The 20,928-nt window shown below is 70.4% G+C and carries 19 protein-coding genes; 10 read left to right on the top strand and 9 right to left on the bottom strand.

The window, feature by feature from the left end; all coding sequences use genetic code 11:
- The first annotated feature begins 68 nt into the window (after window positions 1-68).
- Window positions 69-1,076 carry an SAM-dependent methyltransferase gene (locus tag OG588_RS28330; RefSeq protein WP_405949753.1) on the top strand — a complete coding sequence of 336 codons (1,008 nt, stop codon included), beginning with the start codon at window positions 69-71 and terminating at the stop codon, window positions 1,074-1,076.
- 34 nt (window positions 1,077-1,110) lie between these two features.
- On the opposite strand, the gene OG588_RS28325 is transcribed toward OG588_RS28330, so the two are convergent.
- Window positions 1,111-2,262 (bottom strand): NADH-quinone oxidoreductase subunit D, encoded by a 1,152-nt coding sequence (locus OG588_RS28325; RefSeq protein ID WP_405949752.1) that lies wholly within the window; start codon window positions 2,260-2,262, stop codon window positions 1,111-1,113.
- Window positions 2,263-2,293: 31 nt separating this feature from the next.
- On the opposite strand from OG588_RS28325, the gene OG588_RS28320 reads away from it, so the two are divergent.
- Both OG588_RS28320 and OG588_RS28315 read left to right on the top strand, forming a co-directional pair.
- Complete coding sequence (locus OG588_RS28320) at window positions 2,294-2,794, top strand: PH domain-containing protein (RefSeq protein WP_405949751.1); 501 nt, start codon at window positions 2,294-2,296, stop codon at window positions 2,792-2,794.
- Window positions 2,791-4,146 (top strand): PH domain-containing protein, encoded by a 1,356-nt coding sequence (locus OG588_RS28315; RefSeq protein ID WP_405949750.1) that lies wholly within the window; start codon window positions 2,791-2,793, stop codon window positions 4,144-4,146. The genes OG588_RS28320 and OG588_RS28315 overlap by 4 nt, the downstream gene beginning before the upstream one ends.
- An 18-nt stretch (window positions 4,147-4,164) precedes the next feature.
- Here OG588_RS28315 and OG588_RS28310 read toward each other — a convergent pair whose 3' ends face one another.
- Together OG588_RS28310 and OG588_RS28305 are read right to left on the bottom strand one after the other, a co-directional pair.
- Complete coding sequence (locus OG588_RS28310; protein WP_405949749.1) at window positions 4,165-5,598, bottom strand: hypothetical protein; 1,434 nt, start codon at window positions 5,596-5,598, stop codon at window positions 4,165-4,167.
- Between the two features lie 94 nt (window positions 5,599-5,692).
- Window positions 5,693-6,823: an alpha/beta hydrolase gene (locus tag OG588_RS28305; RefSeq protein WP_405949748.1), complete on the bottom strand. Its 1,131-nt coding sequence runs from the start codon at window positions 6,821-6,823 to the stop codon at window positions 5,693-5,695.
- A gap of 224 nt (window positions 6,824-7,047) precedes the next feature.
- On the opposite strand from OG588_RS28305, the gene OG588_RS28300 reads away from it, so the two are divergent.
- From OG588_RS28300 to OG588_RS28275, 6 genes are all read left to right on the top strand, one after another.
- A complete protein-coding gene (locus OG588_RS28300) occupies window positions 7,048-8,859 on the top strand; it encodes a phosphatidylglycerol lysyltransferase domain-containing protein (RefSeq protein ID WP_405949747.1) in 1,812 nt (603 codons plus the stop codon).
- A 373-nt stretch (window positions 8,860-9,232) separates the two neighbouring features.
- Entirely contained in the window at window positions 9,233-10,141 is a 909-nt protein-coding gene (gene folP, locus OG588_RS28295; protein ID WP_405949746.1) for a dihydropteroate synthase, read from the top strand.
- Window positions 10,138-10,641 (top strand): nuclear transport factor 2 family protein, encoded by a 504-nt coding sequence (locus tag OG588_RS28290; protein WP_266860398.1) that lies wholly within the window; start codon window positions 10,138-10,140, stop codon window positions 10,639-10,641. The genes folP and OG588_RS28290 overlap by 4 nt, the downstream gene beginning before the upstream one ends.
- Before the next feature lie 269 nt (window positions 10,642-10,910).
- On the top strand, window positions 10,911-11,270 hold the full coding sequence (gene folB / locus OG588_RS28285; RefSeq protein WP_033286136.1) for a dihydroneopterin aldolase: 360 nt from the start codon (window positions 10,911-10,913) through the stop codon (window positions 11,268-11,270).
- Entirely contained in the window at window positions 11,267-11,878 is a 612-nt protein-coding gene (folK, locus tag OG588_RS28280) for a 2-amino-4-hydroxy-6-hydroxymethyldihydropteridine diphosphokinase (protein ID WP_405949745.1), read from the top strand. Before folB ends, folK begins: the two co-directional genes overlap by 4 nt.
- A 59-nt stretch (window positions 11,879-11,937) precedes the next feature.
- On the top strand, window positions 11,938-12,426 hold the full coding sequence (locus OG588_RS28275; RefSeq protein ID WP_366098436.1) for a DUF3180 domain-containing protein: 489 nt from the start codon (window positions 11,938-11,940) through the stop codon (window positions 12,424-12,426).
- Between the two features lie 107 nt (window positions 12,427-12,533).
- Here OG588_RS28275 and folE read toward each other — a convergent pair whose 3' ends face one another.
- The 6 genes from folE to dacB all read right to left on the bottom strand — a co-directional run bounded on the left by folE (window position 12,534) and on the right by dacB (window position 20,252).
- On the bottom strand, window positions 12,534-13,139 hold the full coding sequence (gene folE / locus OG588_RS28270) for a GTP cyclohydrolase I FolE (protein WP_318017968.1): 606 nt from the start codon (window positions 13,137-13,139) through the stop codon (window positions 12,534-12,536).
- Between the two features lie 132 nt (window positions 13,140-13,271).
- Window positions 13,272-15,305 (bottom strand): ATP-dependent zinc metalloprotease FtsH, encoded by a 2,034-nt coding sequence (gene ftsH, locus OG588_RS28265; protein ID WP_405949744.1) that lies wholly within the window; start codon window positions 15,303-15,305, stop codon window positions 13,272-13,274.
- Between the two features lie 186 nt (window positions 15,306-15,491).
- Window positions 15,492-16,052 (bottom strand): hypoxanthine phosphoribosyltransferase, encoded by a 561-nt coding sequence (gene hpt, locus OG588_RS28260; protein ID WP_019064278.1) that lies wholly within the window; start codon window positions 16,050-16,052, stop codon window positions 15,492-15,494.
- A 65-nt stretch (window positions 16,053-16,117) separates the two neighbouring features.
- On the bottom strand, window positions 16,118-17,158 hold the full coding sequence (gene tilS, locus OG588_RS28255) for a tRNA lysidine(34) synthetase TilS (RefSeq protein WP_405949743.1): 1,041 nt from the start codon (window positions 17,156-17,158) through the stop codon (window positions 16,118-16,120).
- Between the two features lie 193 nt (window positions 17,159-17,351).
- Window positions 17,352-18,473, bottom strand: a complete 1,122-nt coding sequence (locus tag OG588_RS28250) for a zinc-dependent metalloprotease (protein WP_327402242.1) — start codon at window positions 18,471-18,473, stop codon at window positions 17,352-17,354.
- An 81-nt stretch (window positions 18,474-18,554) separates the two neighbouring features.
- A complete protein-coding gene (dacB, locus tag OG588_RS28245; protein ID WP_405949742.1) occupies window positions 18,555-20,252 on the bottom strand; it encodes a D-alanyl-D-alanine carboxypeptidase/D-alanyl-D-alanine-endopeptidase in 1,698 nt (565 codons plus the stop codon).
- 79 nt (window positions 20,253-20,331) lie between these two features.
- Here dacB and OG588_RS28240 point away from each other — a divergent pair, with 79 nt between their 5' ends.
- The gene (locus OG588_RS28240) at window positions 20,332-20,823 is read left to right on the top strand and encodes an inorganic diphosphatase (RefSeq protein ID WP_026151575.1); all 492 of its coding nucleotides are present in this window, start codon (window positions 20,332-20,334) and stop codon (window positions 20,821-20,823) included.
- The last annotated feature ends 105 nt before the right edge of the window (window positions 20,824-20,928 follow it).

Raw genomic sequence — 20,928 nt, 5'->3', positions numbered from 1 at the left:
GATCCGTATACGCCCCGCGTACTCCCCAAGGTGGAGGCCCCGTTGTCCTCTGCACTTACTCTGACCACGTGACGGAAGACACCACGGCCCGGTGGCGCGGCTGGCGGACGGCGGCCGAGGAGGCCCTGTACGGGCCCGAGGGCTTCTACCGCAGGCCTGAGGGACCCGCCGGACACTTCCGTACGTCGGTGCACGCGTCGACGCTCTTCGCGGGCGCCGTGGCGCGGCTGCTGTGCCGGGTGGACGAGTCGCTGGACCGACCACCCGAACTCGGCTTCGTGGACCTGGCCGCCGGCCGCGGCGAACTGGTGACCGGCGTGCTCGCCGCGCTGCCCGCCGAAGTGACCGCACGCGTGCGTGCCTACGCCGTCGAGATCGCCGACCGCCCCGTAGGACTCGATCCCCGCGTCGAGTGGCTGCCCGAGCCCCCGAAGGGGATCACCGGGCTGCTGTTCGCCAACGAGTGGCTGGACAACGTGCCCGTGGAGGTCGCCGAGGTGGACTCCACCGGCGTACCGCGGCTCGTGCTCGTACGGCAGGACGGGGCCGAGCGGCTCGGGGAGCCGGTGGCCGGTGCGGAGGCCGCGTGGCTCGCGCGGTGGTGGCCGCTGGCGCCCGAGGAGGGGCTGCGTGCCGAGATCGGCCTCCCCAGGGACACGGCCTGGGCATCCGCCGTCGCCTGCGTCGACCGGGGACTCGCGATCGCCGTCGACTACACGCACACCAGGGGCACCCGCCCCCCGTTCGGCACGCTCACCGGCTTTCGCGAAGGCCGCGAGACGGCACCCGTACCGGACGGCTCCTGCGACCTCACGGCGCACGTGGCACTGGACGCCTGCGCGGAAGCGGGCGCGCTCCCCGGCGCACGCCTGCTCACACAACGCGCCGCCCTGCGCGCCCTCGGCGTCACAGGCGCGCGCCCCCCGCTCACGCTGGCCTCCACCGACCCGACAGCGTACGTCCGCGCGCTCGCGGGCGCCGGCGAGGCGGCCGAACTCACCGCGACCGGCGGACTCGGCGACTTCGGCTGGCTCGTGCAGTCGGTTGGAATTCCGGACCCGCTCGACGAGCCGTGACTCGCCAAAACAGTGAACAGCCCCTACTGGGCCCCTACTTGTCGATGTCCCCGACCACGAAGAACAACGACCCCAGGATCGCCACCATGTCCGCCACCAGCGTCCCCGGCAGCAGCACCGCGAGCGCCTGGATGTTGTTGTAGGACGCCGAGCGCAGCTTCAGCCGGTACGGGGTCTTCTCGCCCTTGCTGACGAGGTAGTAGCCGTTGATGCCGAGCGGGTTCTCGGTCCACGCGTACGTGTGCCCCTCGGGCGCCTTCAGGACCTTCGGGAGCCGCTGGTTGATCGGACCGGGCTCCAGTTCGGCGAGCCGGTCGAGGCAGGCGTCCGCGAGGTCGAGCGCGTTGTGGGTCTGCTCCAGGAGCACCTCGAAGCGGGCGAGACAGTCGCCCTCCTGGCGCGTGACGACCTTCACGGTGTCCTGGAGTTCGCCGTACGCGAGGTACGGCTCGTCGCGCCGCAGGTCGAAGTCGACGCCCGAGGCGCGCGCGATGGGCCCGCTCACTCCGTAGGCGTGCACGGCCTCCGCCGACAGCTCGCCCACCCCGCGCGTGCGGCCCCGGAAGATCTCGTTGCCGAGCACCAGGTCGTCGAAGCGGTCCATCCGGGAGCGCACCGCGGCGACAGCCTCACGCGCGCGTGCCGTCCAGCCCAACGGGACGTCCTCCTTGAGGCCGCCCACGCGGTTGAACATGTAGTGCATGCGCCCGCCGGAGACCTCCTCCATGACGTTCTGGAGGACCTCGCGTTCCCGGAACGCGTAGAACACCGGGGTGATACCGCCGAGTTCGAGGGGGTACGACCCCAGGAACATCAGGTGGTTGAGCACCCGGTTCAGCTCGGCGAGCAGCGTGCGCGTCCACACCGCGCGCGGGGGCACCTCCATGCCGAGCATGCGCTCCACCGCGAGGACGACGCCCAGCTCGTTCGAGAAGGCCGACAGCCAGTCGTGGCGGTTGGCGAGCATGATGATCTGGCGGTAGTCGCGCGCCTCGAAGAGCTTCTCGGCGCCGCGGTGCATATAGCCGATCACTGGCTCCGCGTGCTGAATGCGCTCGCCGTCCAGGACGAGCCGCAACCGCAGCACACCGTGCGTGGAGGGGTGCTGGGGGCCGATGTTGAGCACCATGTCGGTGCTCTCCGCGGCGCCGCCGATCCCGACCATGGTCTCCGTCGTGGGAGTCATGGACACAGTCTCTCGTACGTACGCTTGCGGCATGGAAACGGGGACTGCCGCGCAGGACGACGCGGCGCGCGAGCCGGTGTGGACCGGGCTGCCGCCGGGGCTGCTGAAGATGCGACGGCTGTTGCTGGTGGTGTGGCTGGGGCTGCTGACCGTGATCCTGGGCGTGCTCCTGAATCTGTTCGCGGGGCCCGCCTGGGCGGCGTTCGCGCTGCTGCCGCTCGCCCTCATCGCGTGGGGCTGGGTGCTGCTGGGCCGCAACTGGCGCTCCTGGAGGTATGCCGAGCGCGCCGACGACCTGCTGATCAGCAGGGGTGTGCTGTGGCACCACGAGACGATCGTGCCGTACGGGCGGATGCAGCTCGTGGAGGTGACCTCGGGGCCCGTGGAGCGGCACTTCGGGCTCGCCAGCGTGCAGTTGCACACGGCGGCCGCGGCGACCGACGCGACCATCCCGGGGCTGGTCCCGGCCGAGGCCGAACGGCTGCGCGACCGGCTCACCGAGCTGGGCGAGGCCCGATCGGCGGGGCTGTGACGACGCCGGGCGCCGACAAGGACGTACCCGAGGCCACCGAGGTCGTACGGGAGCAAGTGCCGCTCGTGGAGCGGCGGTTGCATCCGGTGACGCCGTTGCGGCGGGCATGGGCGCCGGTCGCCGTCATCATCGGGTGGGCGGTGCACGACCCCAACCAGGCGCAGGAGCAGCTGACCCGGCTGACCACGGTCACGCTGCTCATCGGGCTCGCCGTGTTCGTCCCGGCCGCCGCCCTGTACGGCTTTCTGACCTGGTGGTTCACGCACTTCGCGGTGACCGACACCGAACTGCGCATCCGTACCGGCCTGTTGTTCCGGCGCACCGCGCACATCCGGCTGGAGCGCATCCAGGCCGTCGACGTGACACAGCCCCTCCTCGCGCGCGTGGCGGGCGTCGCCAAGCTGAAGCTGGACGTCGTAGGAACCGACAAGAAGGACGAACTCGCCTTCCTTGGAGAGGGCGAGGCGCGGGCGCTGCGGGCCGAACTCCTCGCGCGGGCGGCCGGTTTCGCGCCCGAGACCGCGCACGAGGTCGGCGAGGCGCCCTCACGGCAGCTGCTGCACGTGCCGGCCGGTGTCCTCGCGGTGTCCCTGGTGCTCACCGCCGCCACCTGGGTGTCGCTGGCCGCCGCGCTCGTCGTACCGCCACTCCTGTGGTTCGCCACCCACAGCGTGTGGACGGTCCTCGCGACCGCGCTGCCGCTGCTGGGCGCGGCGGGCGCGAGCAGTGTGGGGCGGTTCGTCGGGGAGTACGACTGGACGGTGGGCGAGTCCCCGGACGGGCTGCGCATCGACCACGGGCTGCTGGACCGCACGCACGAGACGGTGCCCCCGGGACGGGTGCAGACCGTGCGGATCGTGGAACCGCTGCTGTGGCGGCGGCGCGGCTGGGTGCGGGTCGAACTGGACGTGGCCGGGTCGTCCAACTCCGTACTGGTACCGGTCGCCCCGCGCGAGATCGCCGAGTCGGTCATCGCGCGCGTGCTTCCCGGCGTGACCGTGCCGCCACGCGAGGCGCTGTCCCGCCCGCCCGGCCGTGCGCACTGGTGCGTGCCGCTGTGGTGGCGTGGCTACGGCCTCGCGGTCACCGACACGGTGTTCGCGGCCCGGCACGGACTGCTCCGCCGCAGCCTGGCGCTGGTGCCGCACGCGAAGGTGCAGAGCGTACGGCTCACGCAAGGGCCCTGGGAGCGCTTCTGGCGGCTTGCCGAGGTCCATGTGGACACAGGGGCAAACAAGACCGTCACAGCGCGTCTGCGGGACGCGGAGGAGGCCGCGGAGCTGCTCAGGGGGCAGGCCGAGCGGTCACGGACGGGCCGCCGGGACGCCCGCCCGGACCGCTGGATGGCCTGACGTCACGTCAGGCCCCGTTCAGGAAGCGGCGCTGCGCAGGCCGTGGAGGTTGATCTGCTCGGTCTCGTCGTGTGCCGTCAGGTCGATGATCTGGCCGACACCGACATCGCGCGACCGCTCGTCGGCGGGCTTGAACTGCCCCTCCGCCTCCGCCTTGTGCACGGCGAGGGCCTCCTGGCCCACGACGTCGGCGAGATCCTCGTTCTGTACGGCGTCCATCGCGGCGGTCGTCGCCCCCTTCTGCATACCGAAGAAGTCGAACCCGCCCTCGATCATCGGCCGCCGTACGGGAGACGCCGGTACGACCGCCACCGCGGTCGGCACGGTGAAGTGCCCCGACGGGTGCGCGGACTGGGGCAGTTGGGCGGGCTGGGCGGGCTGCGCGGCCGGGGGAACGGCGGCCGCGTGCTCATGCCCGTCGACCGCCTCGGGCTTCCCCTCCGCCTCGTCCTCCTGCGCGGCCTCCGAGTCGGCACCGCCGCTGTCGGCCGGCACCGGGGCGGGCCGGGCCCGCGCGGAGTCCTTCGAGGCGAGGTTCTTCGGCGCGAGGTTCTTCGGCGCAAGGTTCTTCGGCGCGGGGACGTTCGGCTCGGGGTCCTGGGGCTCGGTGTCCTTCGGCGCGGAATCCTGAGGCTCGGGCGCCGGGGTCTCACCGTCGTCGTCGAGCCGGACCAGCGCGGCCTTGGCCCGCAGGAACAGCTTGGACCCCTCCGGGGAGAACACCGTCGACCCCGCGGGCTTCTCCGCGACGGGCTCCTTGACGACCTCGGCCGTCTCCGACTCCTCGTCCTCGGTGTCACCCTCGGCGTCGGCTTCGGCGTCCGTCTCACCCTCGGCGTGCGTCTCGTCCGCGGAGTCGACCGAAGCAGCCACAGCCTCGGTACCGTCCGTCGCGACCTCGTCGTCCTGGAGCTCCAGGTCCGCGGTGGCGTCCACGTCCGCCGAGGCGTCGTCGTCGCCGTCCACCGCGACCGGTGGCAACGCGCGCGTGGGTTCCGCGGCCTCTATCTCCAGCAGGCGGCGGCCCTCCAGGGCGCTCGCGCGCTCGGTCTCCGCCGTGGCGTACCGGCGCAGCAGGGCCGCGTGTTCGTTGCGCAGGCCCGCCAGCTCCGTGCGCTTGGCGCGCAGCTTGTGCTCCAGCTTGACGCGGAGTTCGCGCGACTCGTCGAGGTCGGACTCGAGTTCGGCGAGCCGCTCCTCGTAGCGCCATTCGTCGCTCGTACGCGCGCGTATCAGGTCGGCGACCTGCTTGCCCGCCTGTGTGTCCCAGCGGCGCATGAACGCCGCGCCGACGAGCGCGGTCGCGGCGGCGATGGCCGCGACTATGCGCAGCGCGGCCGGTTGCGAGAAGACCCAGGGCCCGAAGGCGCAGACGAGCGACACGCCTGCGATCGCCGAGGGGGGCAACAGCCGGTGCAACGGCGGGGAATGGCGGTGACGTCCACGTGGCATGGCCAGAAACTTACCGCGCGTAGGCGAATGATGGTGCCCCGCCCGGTAAAAACACAGTGACCCCTATTCCCTCACACGGGTTCGGCGGTCACATTCACCCGCCGGAGAGCCGCCCGCCGATCCACTGGAGAGCCGCCGGGATCTCCCGTCGCCAGGTGTTGAAGTTGTGCCCGCCGCTGTCCAGGATGATCGACGCGATACGGGTGGAGTTGTTGGCCCGCACCTGGTCGATGAATTTCAGGGTGTCTTTGTAGTTGTGTTCCCCGATCTTGCTGCTGGTGACGAGCAGTGAGGTGTCGGGCGCGGGCCGGTGCTTGAGGTACCACCACAGGTCCGCCTCGTTGCGCAGCGTCCCGTTCCCCTGGAAGAGGTCGCCCGTGGTGGGGTCGCTCGGCGCCTTGTAGTACGGCGAGAGGCCGACGCCCGCCGCGTACACCCCGGGGTGGTGCATCGCGAGTTTCAGGGCGCAGTAACCGCCCGTTGAATCGCCGATGATTCCCCAGCTCCCGGGCTTTTTGCCCACCCTGTAGTGAGCCAGTACGGCATCGGGCAGGTCCTTGGCGAAGAACGACTCGGTCTGCGGACCGCCGGGAACGTCGACGCACTCCGTGTCGCGCGGCGGCGCCACCGTGGGCCGCATCATCACCAGGATCATCGGCTTCATACGCCCCTTCTTGGTCAACTCCAGGGCCGTGCGCGGGTAGTTCAATTTGTCGACGAGTGCCTTGGCGGTGCCCGGGTACCCCGTGAGGACGACCGTGGCGGGGAATGTGCGCGTGCGGTACCGCGGCTGGAAGTACTCCGGCGGCAGGTAGACGTAGGCGGGGGTGGCGATATGGGTCGTACGGCCCACTATCTCGACCCGCTGCACCTGGCCCACGCTCTGCGGCAGAAAGGCGCCGCCCGGTGCGTCCACCCGCCGGGTCTCGACCACGTGGAGCGGTCCGCCGGCGCCCTGGAGCGCCGTGTGGTCGACGACGACGCCCTGGGCGGTCTCCTTGCCGAACAGGTCGGCCCAGCTGGCGTAGAACCCGAAGGCCTGGTTGGCGCCGAGGCCGACGGAGACGAAGAGCGCCAACTGCGTTGCCAGCAGCAGGCCCACGCGTCCGCTGACGGCCCGCCAGTTGCGTCTGGCCAGGCGCGGCCACAGCCATACTGTGCCGATGAACAGCAGCACGGCGCACACGACCGCCAGTACCAGCACTTTCCTGCTCGTGAGTCCCATCAGCTGTCCCCACCTGCGCTTCCCGCCCATGGCGCACGCAAGTTTCGCGAACGCTTGCCCCGGGCTTTCCTCTGCCTTTGAACCGGCTTTTCGGTAAGGAAGGAACCTCCTTCCTCTAGACACCGTCCTAGAGGGCGCAATGTCGCCGGATGCCCGAATCGGGCCCGGATCCAAGGTCTCTCGCAGAACTACGGGATGCGATGTCTGTCAGGATAGATGGGGAAATGTCGGGTGGGGTTCCGAGCCGTTCAGGCCGAGTCCGGCGCATAGTCCGAGGTCCGCGCCCCGAGGTCGTTCCCACGCTCGTCGCCAGGGCCTGCGCCCTGGTCGGCCTGCTGGACATCGCCGCGGGGGTGTTCCCGCGCTTCCGGCACAGCCGTATGCACACCATGGCGGAGGTGCTGCCGGGGGCGCTCGGCCCCTTCGCCGCGGCGCTCTCGCTCAGCGCCGGCGTGCTGTTGCTGCTGCTCGCGCACGGGCTCAGGCGGCGCAAGCGGCGGGCCTGGCGGGCCGCGGTCGCGCTGCTGCCGGCGGGTGCGGTGGCGCAGTTCGCGTACCGGCACTCGCTCATAGGAGTGGTCATCTCGGCGGCGCTGCTCGCGCCGCTGCTGCTGCACCGGGACGAGTTCCGGGCGCTGCCCGACCCGCGCAGCAGGTGGCGCGCGCTCGCCAACTTCGTGCTCATGGGCGCCGGTTCCCTCGTCCTCGGACTGGTCATCGTCAGCGTCCACTCCAAGCGCATGGTCGGCGACCCGAGCCTGGCCGATCGGATTACGCACGTCCTGTACGGCCTGTTCGGCTTCGAGGGACCGGTCGACTACGAGGGCAGCACCTCCTGGACGGTCGCCTTCTCGCTCGGCGCCCTGGGGCTGCTCACCGCCGTGACGACGATCTACCTCGCGTTCCGGCCCGAGCACCCGGCCGCACGCCTCACCCCGGAGGACGAGACGCAGCTGCGTGCCCTCCTGGAGAAGCACGGCCGCCGCGACTCACTCGGTCACTTCGCGCTGCGCCGCGACAAGGCCGTCGTGTTCTCGCCCAGCGGCAAGGCGGCGGTGACATACCGCGTGGTCTCCGGGGTGATGCTCGCCAGCGGTGACCCGATCGGTGACGTGGAGGCCTGGCCGGGCGCCATCGAGCGGTTCATGGACGAGGCGAAGGCCCACTCCTGGACGCCCGCCGTCATGGGCTGCTCGGAGACGGGTGGCGAGGTGTGGACCCGCGAGACCGGCCTCGACGCCCTCGAACTGGGCGACGAGGCGGTGGTCGACGTGGCGGATTTCTCGCTCGCCGGGCGCGCGATGCGCAACGTACGCCAAATGGTGAAGCGCATCGAGCGGGCCGGCTACGAAACCCGGGTACGGCGTGTACGTGACCTCGGCGAGGGCGAGTTGGAGCGGATCCGGCTCGCCGCGGAGGCCTGGCGGGGCACCGACACCGAGCGCGGCTTCTCCATGGCGCTCGGCCGTATCGGCGACCCGGAGGACGGCGACTGCTTCATCGCGACCGCCCACAAGGCGGACGAACAGCCGGGCGAGTACGGCGACTTGAAGGCGATCCTGCACTTCGTGCCCTGGGGCACGGACGGCATGTCGCTGGACCTGATGCGCCGCGACCGCGCGGCGGACCCGGGGATGAACGAGCTGCTCATCGTGGCCTCCCTCCAGGCGGCACCGAAGCTCGGCATCACGCGCGTGTCGCTCAACTTCGCGATGTTCCGCGCGGCACTCGCGCGGGGCGAGAAGATCGGCGCGGGCCCGGTGCTGCGCGCCTGGCGCGGACTGCTGGTCTTCCTGTCCCGCTGGTTCCAGATCGAGTCCCTGTACAAGTTCAACGCGAAGTTCCAGCCTCGCTGGGAACCCCGCTTCGTCGTCTACCGCGCCTCCGGCGACCTCCCCCGCATCGGCTTCGCAGCGATGCAGGCGGAGGGCTTCGTCAACCTCGCTCTCCCCCTCCCCCGCTTCCTCCGCCGCCGCACGGCCACGGCCCCGGCCTGCACCCACGGCCTGGCGGAACGGGACGCACGCGCGGCCTGACCAACGGCCCCGTTCCGGGCGGAAACCTCAGCTACGGCTGGGGGTACCGCCCGGGCCGGGCCGGAGGTCTCCAACCGCCCGGCCCGGAGGCCTTCACACGGACCACGTGGCCCTACAGCCACGGACACGCTCCGGTCCGCCAAAGGTCGCCCCGGACGACCACGGCAAAGGCCGACGCCCGCCGGCAGGCGCTCCGAGGTCGCAAGCCCGTACGGCACAGCCGAGCACCACCACCGCCAAGACGGGCCGCCACCGGACGGTCCACGGCCGAGCGCCCACTCACCGGCTCCCGCACCCCTCCCCCTGCGGACCAGCCCCCTTCCACCCGGCACGCAGGGCCGTACCCCCCTCGCTCTGGGCCTAGGCTGAACGTATGAGCAAGCAGAGCGGACGCGCGCGCGTCACGGGTCTTCCGGAGTGGGACCGGTGCGCGGTCATGGGAGTCGTGAACGTCACCCCCGACTCCTTCTCCGACGGCGGTCGCTTCTTCGACACCACGGCCGCCGTCAAGCGCGGCCTGGACCTGGTCACCGAGGGCGCCGACCTGGTGGACGTCGGCGGTGAGTCCACCCGCCCCGGCGCCTCCCGCGTCGACGAGGCCGAGGAACTCAAGCGCGTCATCCCCGTAGTGCGCGGCCTCGCCTCCGAGGGTGTCACCGTCTCCGTCGACACCATGCGCGCCTCCGTCGCCGAGCGCGCCCTCGCCGCCGGCGCCGCCCTCGTCAACGACGTCAGCGGCGGCCTCGCCGACCCCGCGATGATCCCGGTCGTCGCCGCCTCGGGCGCCCCCTTCGTCGTCATGCACTGGCGCGGCTTCCTGGAGGGCGGCAACGTCAAGGGCGTCTACGACGACGTCGTCACCGAGGTCGTCGACGAACTGCACGCACGCGTGGAGGCCGTTCTGGCCGGCGGTGTCGCCCCCGACCGCATCGTCGTCGACCCGGGCCTCGGCTTCTCCAAGGACGCCGAGCACGACCTCGTCCTCCTGGCCCACCTCGACCGTCTGCTCGTCCTCGGCCACCCCCTCCTGGTCGCCGCCTCCCGCAAACGGTTCCTCGGCCGCGTCCTCGCAGGACCCGAGGGAGCGCCCCCGCCCGCGCGCGAGCGCGACGCCGCCACAGCCGCCGTCTCCGCGCTCGCGGCGCACGCCGGCGCGTGGGCGGTGCGCGTCCACGAGGTCCGCGCCACCGCCGACGCCGTACGCGTCGCCCGCGCCGTCGAGGGAGCGCGCGCCCCCGGCGCCCGACCCGCCGTGCACACCGACTCCGAGGCCGCCCTGTGACCGCCCCGCACACCGACGTCGAGCAGGTGGAACTCGCCAACACCGCGTTCTACGAGACGCTGGAGCGCGGTGATTTCGACGAGCTGTCCGCGCTCTGGCTGACCCCGGCCGACCTCGGCGTCGACGAGGAGTACCACGACCCGGCGGACAGCGGCGTGATCTCCTGCGTGCACCCGGGCTGGCCGGTGCTGACCGGCCGCGGCGAGGTCCTCAGGTCGTACGCGCTGATCATGGCGAACACCGAGTACATCCAGTTCTTCCTCACCGACGTGCACGTCTCGGTGACCGGCGACACCGCGCTGGTCACCTGTACGGAGAACATCCTCAGCGGCGGCCCCTCCCCCGACGACAGCGACGAACTGGGCCCGCTGGTCGGCCAGCTCGTGGTCGCCACGAACGTGTTCCGGCGCACCCCCGAGGGCTGGAAGCTCTGGTCGCACCACGCGTCCCCGGTTCTGGCCGAAAACGACGAGGACGACAGCGAGGACACCCCCACCTGAGTGGGTAGGCGCCCCCTGGGAGAACCCGTCGCAACCCGTCGGGACCAAGAAGTGGTTGGAATCACGAACGTGCGGGTAGGGGCGGCTACCGACCCATGAGCCACCGGGTTCCCCAGGGGAAACGCTCGATGAACCCTCTGGCCCCGGACAGTGCCCGCGCCCTCGTGGCCGGGCATTGTCAGTGCCCGCAGGTAGATTCGTTCGAGGCCGGGGTACCGCCCGCACACGGTACGAACCAGCCACCACCGACGATTGCAGGAGTGATTCGCGTGGATCGTGTCGCGCTGAGCGGCCTGAAGGCCCGCGGGCACCACGGCGTGTTCCCCAAGGAACGCGAAGAGGGCCAGACCTTCATCGTGGACCTCGTCCTGGGCCTGGACACCCGGCCGGCCGCCGCCGACGACGACCTGGCGAAGACCGTGCACTACGGCATCGTGGCCGAGGAGGTCGTGGCCGTCGTCCAGGGCGAGCCCGTCAACCTCATCGAGACCCTCGCCGAGCGCATCGCGCAGACCTGCCTGAAGCACGAAGGGGTCGAGGAGGTCGAGGTCCGCGTCCACAAGCCGGACGCCCCGATCACCGTCCCCTTCGACGACGTGACCGTCACCATCACCCGGAGCCGAGTATGACCTTCTCGTTCACCGAGGGTCACAGCGACCCGACCGTCCAGCCGGTGCCCGCCTCCGTGGTGCAGCAGGTGGACGCCGCCGACACCACCCTCAGCAACCCGAGGCGCGCCGTGATCTCCATCGGCGCGAACCTGGGCAACCGCCTGGAGACCCTCCAGGGAGCCATCGACGCCCTGGAGGACACCCCCGGCGTCCGCATCAAAGCCGTATCGCCGGTCTACGAGACGGAGCCGTGGGGCGTCGAGCCCGGCAGCCAGCCGTCGTACTTCAACGCGGTCGTCGTCCTCAAGACCACCCTGCCCCCGTCCTCCCTGCTGGAGCGGGCGCACGCGGTCGAGGAGGCCTTCCACCGGGTCCGCGAGGAGCGCTGGGGCGCGCGCACGATCGACGTCGACATCGTCGCGTACGCCGATGTCGTCTCGGACGACCCGGTCCTGACGCTCCCCCACCCGCGCGCCCACGAGCGGGCCTTCGTGCTCGCCCCGTGGCACGACGTGGAGCCCGAGGCGCAGTTGCCCGGCCGCGGCCCGGTGGCCGTTCTCCTCGACACCGTCACGCGTGACGGTGTGGCGCCCCGCAAGGATCTGGAACTCCGGCTGCCCGAGTAGTCGTTAAGGTCGAGACGACCACTACGCCCGGACAGGGCACGGGGAGCTGAAGGAACACCGTGAGAGAGCTGCGGATCAGGGTGCTGGCCGGCGTGTTCGTGATCGCCGGAGTGCTGTCCTGGGCGGGGGCCAGGCTGTGGAGCGCGGTGGGGACCCTGCCGAGCGTCCCGCTGGCCGCGCCCATCGTCCTCGCCGTGATCGCCGTGGTCCTGCTGGCCACGGCGCTCTCCCTGCGCGCCCGCCTCAAGGCCCAGCGCGAGCGCCGCCCCGGCGCCAAGGGCGTCGACCCCCTGATGGCCGCCCGCGCGGTCGTCTTCGGCCAGTCCAGCGCCCTGGTCGCCGCCCTCGTCGCCGGCATGTACGGCGGCACGGGCGCCTACCTCCTGGAGTCCCTGGACATCCCGGCCCGCCGAGACCAGGCCATCTACGCCGGCTTCTCGGTCCTGGCAGGCATCGCGGTCATAGTCGCCGCGATCTTCCTGGAGCGGGTCTGCAAACTCCCGGAGGACGACGACAACAACGCGGCGGGCGCAACCCCGGTCACCTGAGGCGCCCCAAACGGGACTGGTCAGCGCCGGTCGCTGAGGCGCCCCAAAGGGGCGCGGGGAACGGCGCGACCAGCCACAACGGACCCGCACCCAACCGACGGCCCCCCTCAGCGAGCCATGATGAGACTCATCGCCTCGTTACGGGTAGCCGGATCCCGCAACTGCCCCCGCACCGCAGACGTGATGGTCTTGGCGCCGGGCTTCCGCACCCCCCGCATCGACATACACATGTGCTCGCACTCAACAACGACGATGACCCCCCGCGGCTCCAGAATCTCCATCAGAGAGTCCGCGACCTGCGTAGTGAGCCGCTCCTGCACCTGCGGCCGCCGCGCATAGACATCCACCAGCCGAGCCAGCTTCGACAACCCGGTGATCTTCCCGTCGGCGGACGGGATGTACCCGACATGGGCAACACCCACGAACGGCACCAGATGGTGCTCACAGTTGCTCAGCACCTCGATGTCCTTCACCAGGACCATCTCGTCGTGCCCCAGATCGAACGTCGTCGTCAGCACATCCTCGGGCTTCTGCCACAACCCCGCGAATATCTCCTTGTACGCCCGCGCCACCCGCGCCGGCGTCTCCCTGAGCCCCTCCCGGTCCGGGTCCTCCCCGACCGCGATCAGCAGTTCGCGTACGGCGTTCTCGGCGCGCTTCTCGTCGAAGACGCCGATCGCTCCCTCGCCGTCCAGCGTCACGGGGTCGGTCATGTCGTGCCTCGTTCCTGTGCGGGTCGCGCGTGTGCGGACACACGCCTCAGTTGCGGGCATATGGAAAAGCCGCGCCCCCCAGGCTAAATCCAGGGGGGCGCGGCTTCCATTTCGAGCCGTGTGAGACGCGCGTCAGTTCTCGGGGCGCTCCTCCGGGGCCTTCTCCAGCGTGGGAGAGGACTCGGCGGTCGCACCGGCGGTGATCGCGGGACCCGCGCCGTTCGAACCGTTCGTCAGTGACAGCTCCTTGGGGGAGAGCACCGGCGGGCGGGTGGACGGCGTACGGCGGGAGGAGCCGGTCCAGGAGGGACGGGCCGGACGCCGGATGATCGGAGTGAAGATCTCGGCGATCTGCTCCTTGTTCAGCGTCTCCTTCTCCAGCAGCTGGAGCACGAGCGCGTCGAGCACGTCACGGTTCTCGACCAGGATCTCCCAGGCCTCGTTGTGCGCGTTCTCGATGAGCTTCTTGACCTCTTCGTCGACGAGCGCGGCGACCTCTTCCGAGTAGTCGCGCGGGTGCGACATCTCCCGGCCCAGGAAGGGCTCGGTGTTGTCGCCGCCGAACTTGATCGCGCCGAGGCGCTCGGTCATGCCGTACTGCGTGACCATCGCGCGGGCCGTCGCGGTGGCCTTCTCGATGTCGTTCGCGGCGCCCGTGGTCGGGTCGTGGAAGACCAGTTCCTCGGCCGCGCGACCGCCCAGCATGTAGGCCAGCTGGTCGAGCATCTCGTTGCGCGTGGTCGAGTACTTGTCCTCTTCCGGCAGGACCATCGTGTATCCCAGAGCACGGCCTCGGGAGAGGATCGTGATCTTGTGCACCGGGTCGGAGTTCGGGGAAGCCGCCGCGACCAGGGCGTGTCCGCCCTCGTGGTACGCGGTGATCTTCTTCTCCTTCTCCGACATGATCCGGGTCCGCTTCTGCGGGCCCGCGACCACACGGTCGATCGCCTCGTCCAGCATGGAGTTGTCGATCAGCTTGCGGTTGCCTCGGGCGGTGAGCAGGGCGGCCTCGTTGAGGACGTTGCTCAGGTCCGCGCCGGTGAAGCCCGGCGTACGGCGTGCGACGGCCGACAGATCGACGTCCGGTGCGACCGGCTTGCCCTTCTGGTGGACCTTGAGGATCTCCAGACGGCCCTGCATGTCCGGGCGGTCGACCGCGATCTGGCGGTCGAAGCGGCCGGGGCGCAGGAGGGCCGGGTCGAGGATGTCGGGCCGGTTCGTCGCGGCGATGAGGATCACGCCGCCCTTGACGTCGAAGCCGTCCATCTCGACGAGCAGCTGGTTCAGCGTCTGCTCGCGCTCGTCGTGACCACCGCCGAGGCCGGCACCGCGATGGCGGCCGACCGCGTCGATCTCGTCGACGAAGACGATCGCCGGAGCGTTCGCCTTGGCCTGCTCGAACAGGTCACGGACTCGGGAGGCACCGACACCGACGAACATCTCGACGAAGTCGGAACCGGAGATCGAGTAGAAGGGAACCCCGGCCTCGCCCGCGACGGCGCGCGCCAGCAGGGTCTTGCCGGTGCCGGGAGGGCCGTACAGGAGTACGCCCTTGGGAATCTTGGCGCCGACGGCCTGGAACTTCGCCGGCTCCTGGAGGAACTCCTTGATCTCGTGCAGTTCCTCGACGGCCTCGTCGGAGCCCGCGACGTCCGCGAACGTCGTCTTCGGGGTGTCCTTGGTGATGAGCTTGGCCTTGGACTTCCCGAAGTTCATGACTCGGGAGCCGCCGCCCTGCATCTGATTCATCAGGAACAGGAAGACGACCACGATGAGGACGAAGGGGAGCAGCGACAACAGGATCCCGACGAAAGCGTTCTGCTTCGTCGGCGACACCGTGTAGCCGTCCGGAATCTGCTTGTCCTGGTACTTGGTCTGCAGCGTGGCCGCGAGGTCCACGCCCTGATCGCCGATGTAGCTCGCCTGGATCTTGGAGCTGCCCTCGATCTTGACGCCGTCCTTGAGCGTGGCCTTGACGGTCTGCTCGTCGCCGGTGGTGATCTTGGCCGACTCGACCTTGTTGTCATTGATCGCCTGGACGATCTGGCCGGTGTCCACCGTCTTGTAGCCGCCGGACGAGCCGACGACCTGCATCAACACGACCACGGCAAGGACGGCCAGCACGATCCACATGACCGGCCCACGGAAGTATCGCTTCACGTCCATCCATACGGAGCGAGAACGCTCCGTCCCTCCTGCCATAGTGAGTTTGATAAAGACAGTTCTTCTGACCGTACCCCAGCCATGTTGCCCGAAGTCTCACGGGACGGCTGGGAGACGCGTCTGCATGCTCCAACGGCGCGAAACCCGCTGGGGTTCCCGATCGTCTTACAGGGCTTGGGCCGAGTGGCTCTAGCCGCCGTAGACGTGCGGCGCGAGCGTACCGACGAACGGCAGGTTGCGGTACTTCTCCGCGTAGTCGAGGCCGTAGCCGACGACGAACTCGTTCGGGATGTCGAAGCCGACCCACTCCACGTCGATGGCGACCTTGGCCGCCTCCGGCTTGCGGAGCAGGGTGCAGATCTTCAACGAGTCGGGCTCGCGCGAGCCGAGGTTGGAGATCAGCCAGGACAGGGTCAGACCCGAGTCGATGATGTCCTCGACGATGAGGACGTGCTTGCCCTTGATGTCGGTGTCGAGGTCCTTGAGGATCCGCACGACACCGGAGGACTGGGTGCCCGCGCCGTACGACGACACGGCCATCCAGTCCATGGTGACGGGGGTGGACAGCGCCCGGGCGAGGTCCGCCATGACCATCACCGCGCCCTTGAGGACGCCGACGATCAGCAGATCCTTGCCCGCGTACTCCGCGTCGATCTTCGCGGCGAGCTCCACGAGCTTCGCGTCGATCTCTTCCTTGGTGATGAGCACCGACTGGAGGTCGTCACCCATGTCTTTCGCGTCCACCCGCATCACTTTCGGTCGTCCAACCGGCTACTACCTGGCCCCTCCCCCGGAGGCCCGGAGGGGGTGTCGATTCAGCCTTGCCGAATCACCAGTCTGCCACCCTGGCGCTGGGCGACGACCTTGCCCGGGAGATTGATGGCTCCCTGGCCGCGCCAGCCGGTGATCAGGCGGTCGACTTCCTCGATGTGCCGGGCGAACAGCGAACCGGCCGGGGCGCCCGCCTGGATGGCCGCGCGGCGCAGGATGCGGCGGCGCACTGCGGGCGGCAGGGCGTAGAGCTTGGCGCACTCCAGGAGGCCGGTGGCGTCCCGTACGGAGGCCTCGGCCTGGCTGGCCCAGGTGTCGAGGGCGTCGGCGTCGTCCCGGGACAGCTGCGCCGTACGGGCGAGCGCTTCTACGACCCCTTTGCCGAGCGCCTTTTCCAGGGCCGGCAGGCCCTCGTGGCGCAGCCGGGAACGTGTGTACGCGGGGTCGGCGTTGTGCGGGTCGTCCCAGACGGGCAGCGACTGGACCATGCAGGCCTTGCGGGCGGTCTGCCGGTCGAGTTGCAGGAAGGGGCGGCGGTAACGGCCGTCGGCCCCCGAGACCGCGGCCATCCCGGACAGGGAGCGGATGCCCGAGCCGCGGGCGAGGCCCAGCAGGACGGTTTCCGCCTGGTCGTCGCGCGTGTGGCCGAGCAGGACGGCGGCGGCGCCGTGCCGGGCGGCGCAGGCGTCGAGGGCGGCGTAACGGGCGTCCCGGGCGGCTGCCTCGGGGCCGCCCTCGCGGCCCACGGTCACTGACGTTGCTTCTACGGGGTCCAGGCCCAGTTCGCGCAGCCGTAGAACGACTTCGTCGGCGCGCAGGTCGGAGCCGGCCTGGAGGCCGTGGTCGACGGTGATGCCGCCGGCCCTGATGCCCAGCTTGGGGGCTTCGAAGGCGAGGGCGGAGGCGAGGGCCATGGAATCGGCGCCGCCGGAGCATGCGACGAGCACGAGCGGCGAGGGCGGGCGCTCGTGCGAGGTGTGCCGGGAGGCGCCGACGGTCTGCAGGGCCTCGTGGTCGGTGAGGATGTCGTGGAGGACGCGGCGGACCGCCAGGCGTATCGCCGCGACCGCAGGATGGGGACCCATGTCCGGTTCCCTTCATGAAGTTTTCGGGGGGTTGGCCCGAGGTTCGGTCACTCAGAGTGTGTAGATGGTGACAGAACCCGGGCGTTCCCCGAGCATCGCACGCCTACCCATCGCTCACGGTCCCTCGGACGGGTGATTGCAGGGGCGTTCGCCTGCCGTCGGCCGAATCCGTTTCACCACATCCGCGACCGGTTCACGACTCGGCCTTGCGATGCACCCGCGCGACCCAGTCCGCCGGTTTGGCGATCTCCGTCTTCGTGGGCAACGTGTTCGGGGAGGTCCACACACGGTTGAAGCCGTCCATGCCCACCTGTTCGACGACCGCGCGTACGAACCGCTCGCCGTCCCGGTACTGCCGCAGCTTGGCGTCGAGGCCGAGCAGCTTGCGCAGCGCCGAGTCGAGCCGGGAGGCGCCCTTCGCGCGGCGCTGCTGGAACTTCTCGCGGATCTCCGCGACGCTCGGCACCACGTCCGGACCGACGCCGTCCATCACGAAGTCGGCGTGCCCCTCCAGGAGGGACATCACGGCGGTGAGCCGGCCGAGGATCTCCCGCTGGGCGGGCGTCTGCACGATCTCCACGAGGGACCGGCCCTCGTCGTCCTCCTCGCCCTCGGGGCGCCCGCCGGCCAACGACTGGGCGGCCTCCCGGATGCGCTCCAGGACCGTCATGGGGTCGACCTCGGTCTCCCCCAAGAACGACTGGATCTCGCCCTCCAGGTGGTCACGCAGCCAGGGCACGGCCGTGAACTGCGTGCGGTGCGTCTCCTCGTGCAGGCACACCCAGAGGCGGAAGTCGTGGGGCTCCACGTCGAGTTCGCGCTCCACGTGCACGATGTTCGGCGCGACCAGCAGCAGTCGCCCGCCCTTCGCCCCCGCCGGAAGCTCGCGGGACGCCGGGGCGAACGTCTCGTACTGCCCGAGCACACGCGAGGACAGGAACGACAGCAGCATGCCCAGCTCGACGCCGGTCACCTTGCCGCCGACCGCACCGAAAACGGCGCCCCCTGGAGTGTTGCCGCGCCGCTCCTGCATCTTGTCGAGCAGCGGCTTGAGGACCTCCCGGAACCCGGCGACGTTCGCCCGCACCCAGCCGGGGCGGTCGACGACCAGGATCGGGGTGTCGTGGATGTCGTCCGTACCCATCCGGGTGAACCCCCGGACGTGTTGCTCCGAGGCCTTCGCATGCCGGCGCAGCTCCGCGACGACGGCCCGGGCCTCGTCACGGCTCACCTCGGGGCCCGGCCGCACAAGTCGGGTCGCGGTCGCCACCGCGAGATTCCAGTCGACCATCTCGGCACCACCGATGCTCGTCATGCGTCAACCGTACGTGAGCGCTGCCACTTGAGGCAGGCCGCGAGCGTCGGTCAGGTGAGCGCCTGTTTGAACAGCACCCGGTTACGAGCTGCAGCCGCAGGCCGCCAACGCCGTTGCCGTGTGGTCCAGGGCTGCCTGGGCCTCCAGGGCGTTCGTCGTGTTCGACGTCAGGAAGGCGAAGGCCAGGAGTTGGCCGTCCTTGTCCACGACCGTGCCCGCCAGCGTGTTGACGCCCGTCAGCGTGCCCGTCTTGGCCCGCACCACGCCCGCCGCGCTCGTCGCGTCCGTGTAGCGGGTCGTCAGGGTGCCGGTGAAGGCGGCGATGGGGAGGCCGGTGAGGACCGGGCGGAGTTCGGGGTGGGCCGGGGAACCGGCCTTGACCAGCAGGGCGGTCAGGAGGTCGGCGGTAAGGCGGTCGTCGCGGTTCAGGCCGCTGCCGTCGTTGAACACGGCGCCCTTGACCGGGAGTTGAAGCTTCGTCAGCTGGGCCTGGATCGCGGCGGCGCCGCCGTCGAAGTCGGTCGGCTTGCCTGTCGCGACGGCGGTCTGGCGGGCCAGTGCCTCCGCGATGTCGTTGTCGCTGTTGGTCAGCATCCGTTCGACGATGTCGGACAGCGGGGGCGAGGAGACCGTGGCGAGGGTGGCGGCGCGGGCGGTCGCCTTCGAGGGGCCCGGAGACGTCGTCCTGATGCCGTGCTTCTTTAGGAAGCCCGCGAACTTCTCGGCCGCGTCCGCCGCCGGGTCCGTCACGCGCAGCACCTGGCCGCTGGACGAGTCGTCCGTACGGCCCTCGTCGGCCATCAGGGCGCTGACCGGGGCGAGGTTCTCGTTGGCCCCGATCGGGTGGAGTTCGGCACCGGAGTACAGGGTCTTGTCGTACGACAGCGTCACCTCGCTCACGCCGCGCTTCTTCAGGGCCGTCGCCGTGCTGTCGGCGAGGGCGCGCAGGCCGGCCCAGCCCTCGGCGTCCTGGTGGGCCGTCAGGGTGGGGTCGCCGCCGCCGACCAGGACGAGTTCCTTGGTGTCGGGCTCCAGGGCGGTGCGGGTGGTGAAACGGTGGTCGGCGCCCAGGGCGGAGAGGGCGGCCGTCGCGGTGGCGATCTTCGTCGTGGAGGCCGGGGTCAACGCGTCGTCGGCGCCGACTCCGTAGAGGCGCTTTCCGGTCGAGACGTCGACTACGGCGGCCGTGTGGCGGGTGCCGAGCGCCGAGTTGGCCAGGAGGGGGTTCAGGACGTCCGCGAGGGCCGTGCCGGTCGGGGCCGACTTCACCGAGTTGGTCGAGCCACCGAGGCCGACCAGGACGGATGCGGCGCTGGGGGCGGGTCGGGGTGCCTTGGCGGACGTATCGGAATTACGGCCGTGATCTACGCCACCTGAACGTTCCTGTGCGGCTGCGTAGTCCCGCTCGGCCGTACGCTGACCGGTGGAGTCCCAGGGACCGGCGGCGGTCACCACACCGGCGGCCAGCGCCATTCCGGCGGTGGCGGCGACGGCGGTGAACTGCCAGGTCCTGTTCGGCCGCGGCAACTTCGCGACCTGTGGTGACACGGATCCGACGAGCCGGGCGACCTTCGGTGACACGGCTTGATGGAGCCGCGTGACCTGTGGTCTCACGGCTTCGGTGAGTCGCGCGACCTGGGGCGACACGGCTTGTGCAACCCGTGTGACCTGCGGTTTCACGGATTGTGCGGCCCGCTTGAGACGGGGCCGGACGGCTCGCGCGACCCGCTTCACCTGCGGTCTCGCGGCCTGCCAAGGCCTCAGCTCCGGCACGACCACCAGCCCCTTTCGCGATCACACACCTGCGTGAGGGACACTTAACCACCAGAAACATGTGCTGATCATGGAGGAGCCACCGGTGGAGTTCGACGTCACGATCGAGATCCCGAAGGGTTCGCGGAACAAGTACGAGGTGGACCACGAGACCGGTCGGATCCGCCTGGACCGTCGACTCTTCACCTCGACCAGTTACCCGGCCGACTACGGCTTCGTCGAGAACACTCTCGGCGAGGACGGCGACCCGCTCGACGCGCTGGTCATCCTGGAGGAGCCGACTTTCCCCGGCTGTCTCATCAAGTGCCGCGCGATCGGCATGTTCCGGATGACCGACGAGGCCGGCGGCGACGACAAGCTGCTGTGCGTCCCGGCGTCCGACCCGCGTGTGGAGCACCTGCGTGACATCCACCACGTGTCGGAGTTCGACCGCCTGGAGATCCAGCACTTCTTCGAGGTCTACAAGGACCTGGAGCCCGGCAAGTCGGTCGAGGGTGCCAACTGGGTGGGGCGCGTGGACGCCGAGGCGGAGATCGAGCGCTCGTACAAGCGACTCAAGGAGCAGGGCGGCCACTGAGCCCCTTGCGCACAAACGGGCCGCACGCACACGCGTGCGGCCCGCCCGCCCGTCGCCCGACCACCACCCCTCAACGAGGCGCTATGCGCCGCCCCTCCAGATCGT

It is taken from the genome of Streptomyces prunicolor, from assembly GCF_045162825.1.
Classification (GTDB): domain Bacteria; phylum Actinomycetota; class Actinomycetes; order Streptomycetales; family Streptomycetaceae; genus Streptomyces; species Streptomyces prunicolor.
Note: the sequence above shows the minus strand (reverse complement) of the source record. Positions and strands in the feature narration are given on the sequence as shown.

Bases quoted from the DNA above. Each gene is read 5' to 3' on its own strand.
- folE (WP_318017968.1), bottom strand. From the start codon at position 13,139: ATGACCGACCCCGTGACGCTGGACGGCGAGGGAGCGATCGGCGTCTTC.
- OG588_RS28310 (WP_405949749.1), bottom strand. From the start codon at position 5,598: ATGCCACGTGGACGTCACCGCCATTCCCCGCCGTTGCACCGGCTGTTG.
- hpt (WP_019064278.1), bottom strand. From the start codon at position 16,052: ATGCGGGTGGACGCGAAAGACATGGGTGACGACCTCCAGTCGGTGCTC.
- OG588_RS28320 (WP_405949751.1), top strand. From the start codon at position 2,294: ATGGAAACGGGGACTGCCGCGCAGGACGACGCGGCGCGCGAGCCGGTG.
- tilS (WP_405949743.1), bottom strand. From the start codon at position 17,158: ATGGGTCCCCATCCTGCGGTCGCGGCGATACGCCTGGCGGTCCGCCGC.
- OG588_RS28325 (WP_405949752.1), bottom strand. From the start codon at position 2,262: ATGACTCCCACGACGGAGACCATGGTCGGGATCGGCGGCGCCGCGGAG.
- OG588_RS28305 (WP_405949748.1), bottom strand. From the start codon at position 6,823: ATGGGACTCACGAGCAGGAAAGTGCTGGTACTGGCGGTCGTGTGCGCC.
- folP (WP_405949746.1), top strand. From the start codon at position 9,233: ATGAGCAAGCAGAGCGGACGCGCGCGCGTCACGGGTCTTCCGGAGTGG.
- OG588_RS28250 (WP_327402242.1), bottom strand. From the start codon at position 18,473: ATGACGAGCATCGGTGGTGCCGAGATGGTCGACTGGAATCTCGCGGTG.
- ftsH (WP_405949744.1), bottom strand. From the start codon at position 15,305: ATGGACGTGAAGCGATACTTCCGTGGGCCGGTCATGTGGATCGTGCTG.
- folK (WP_405949745.1), top strand. From the start codon at position 11,267: ATGACCTTCTCGTTCACCGAGGGTCACAGCGACCCGACCGTCCAGCCG.
- OG588_RS28300 (WP_405949747.1), top strand. From the start codon at position 7,048: ATGTCGGGTGGGGTTCCGAGCCGTTCAGGCCGAGTCCGGCGCATAGTC.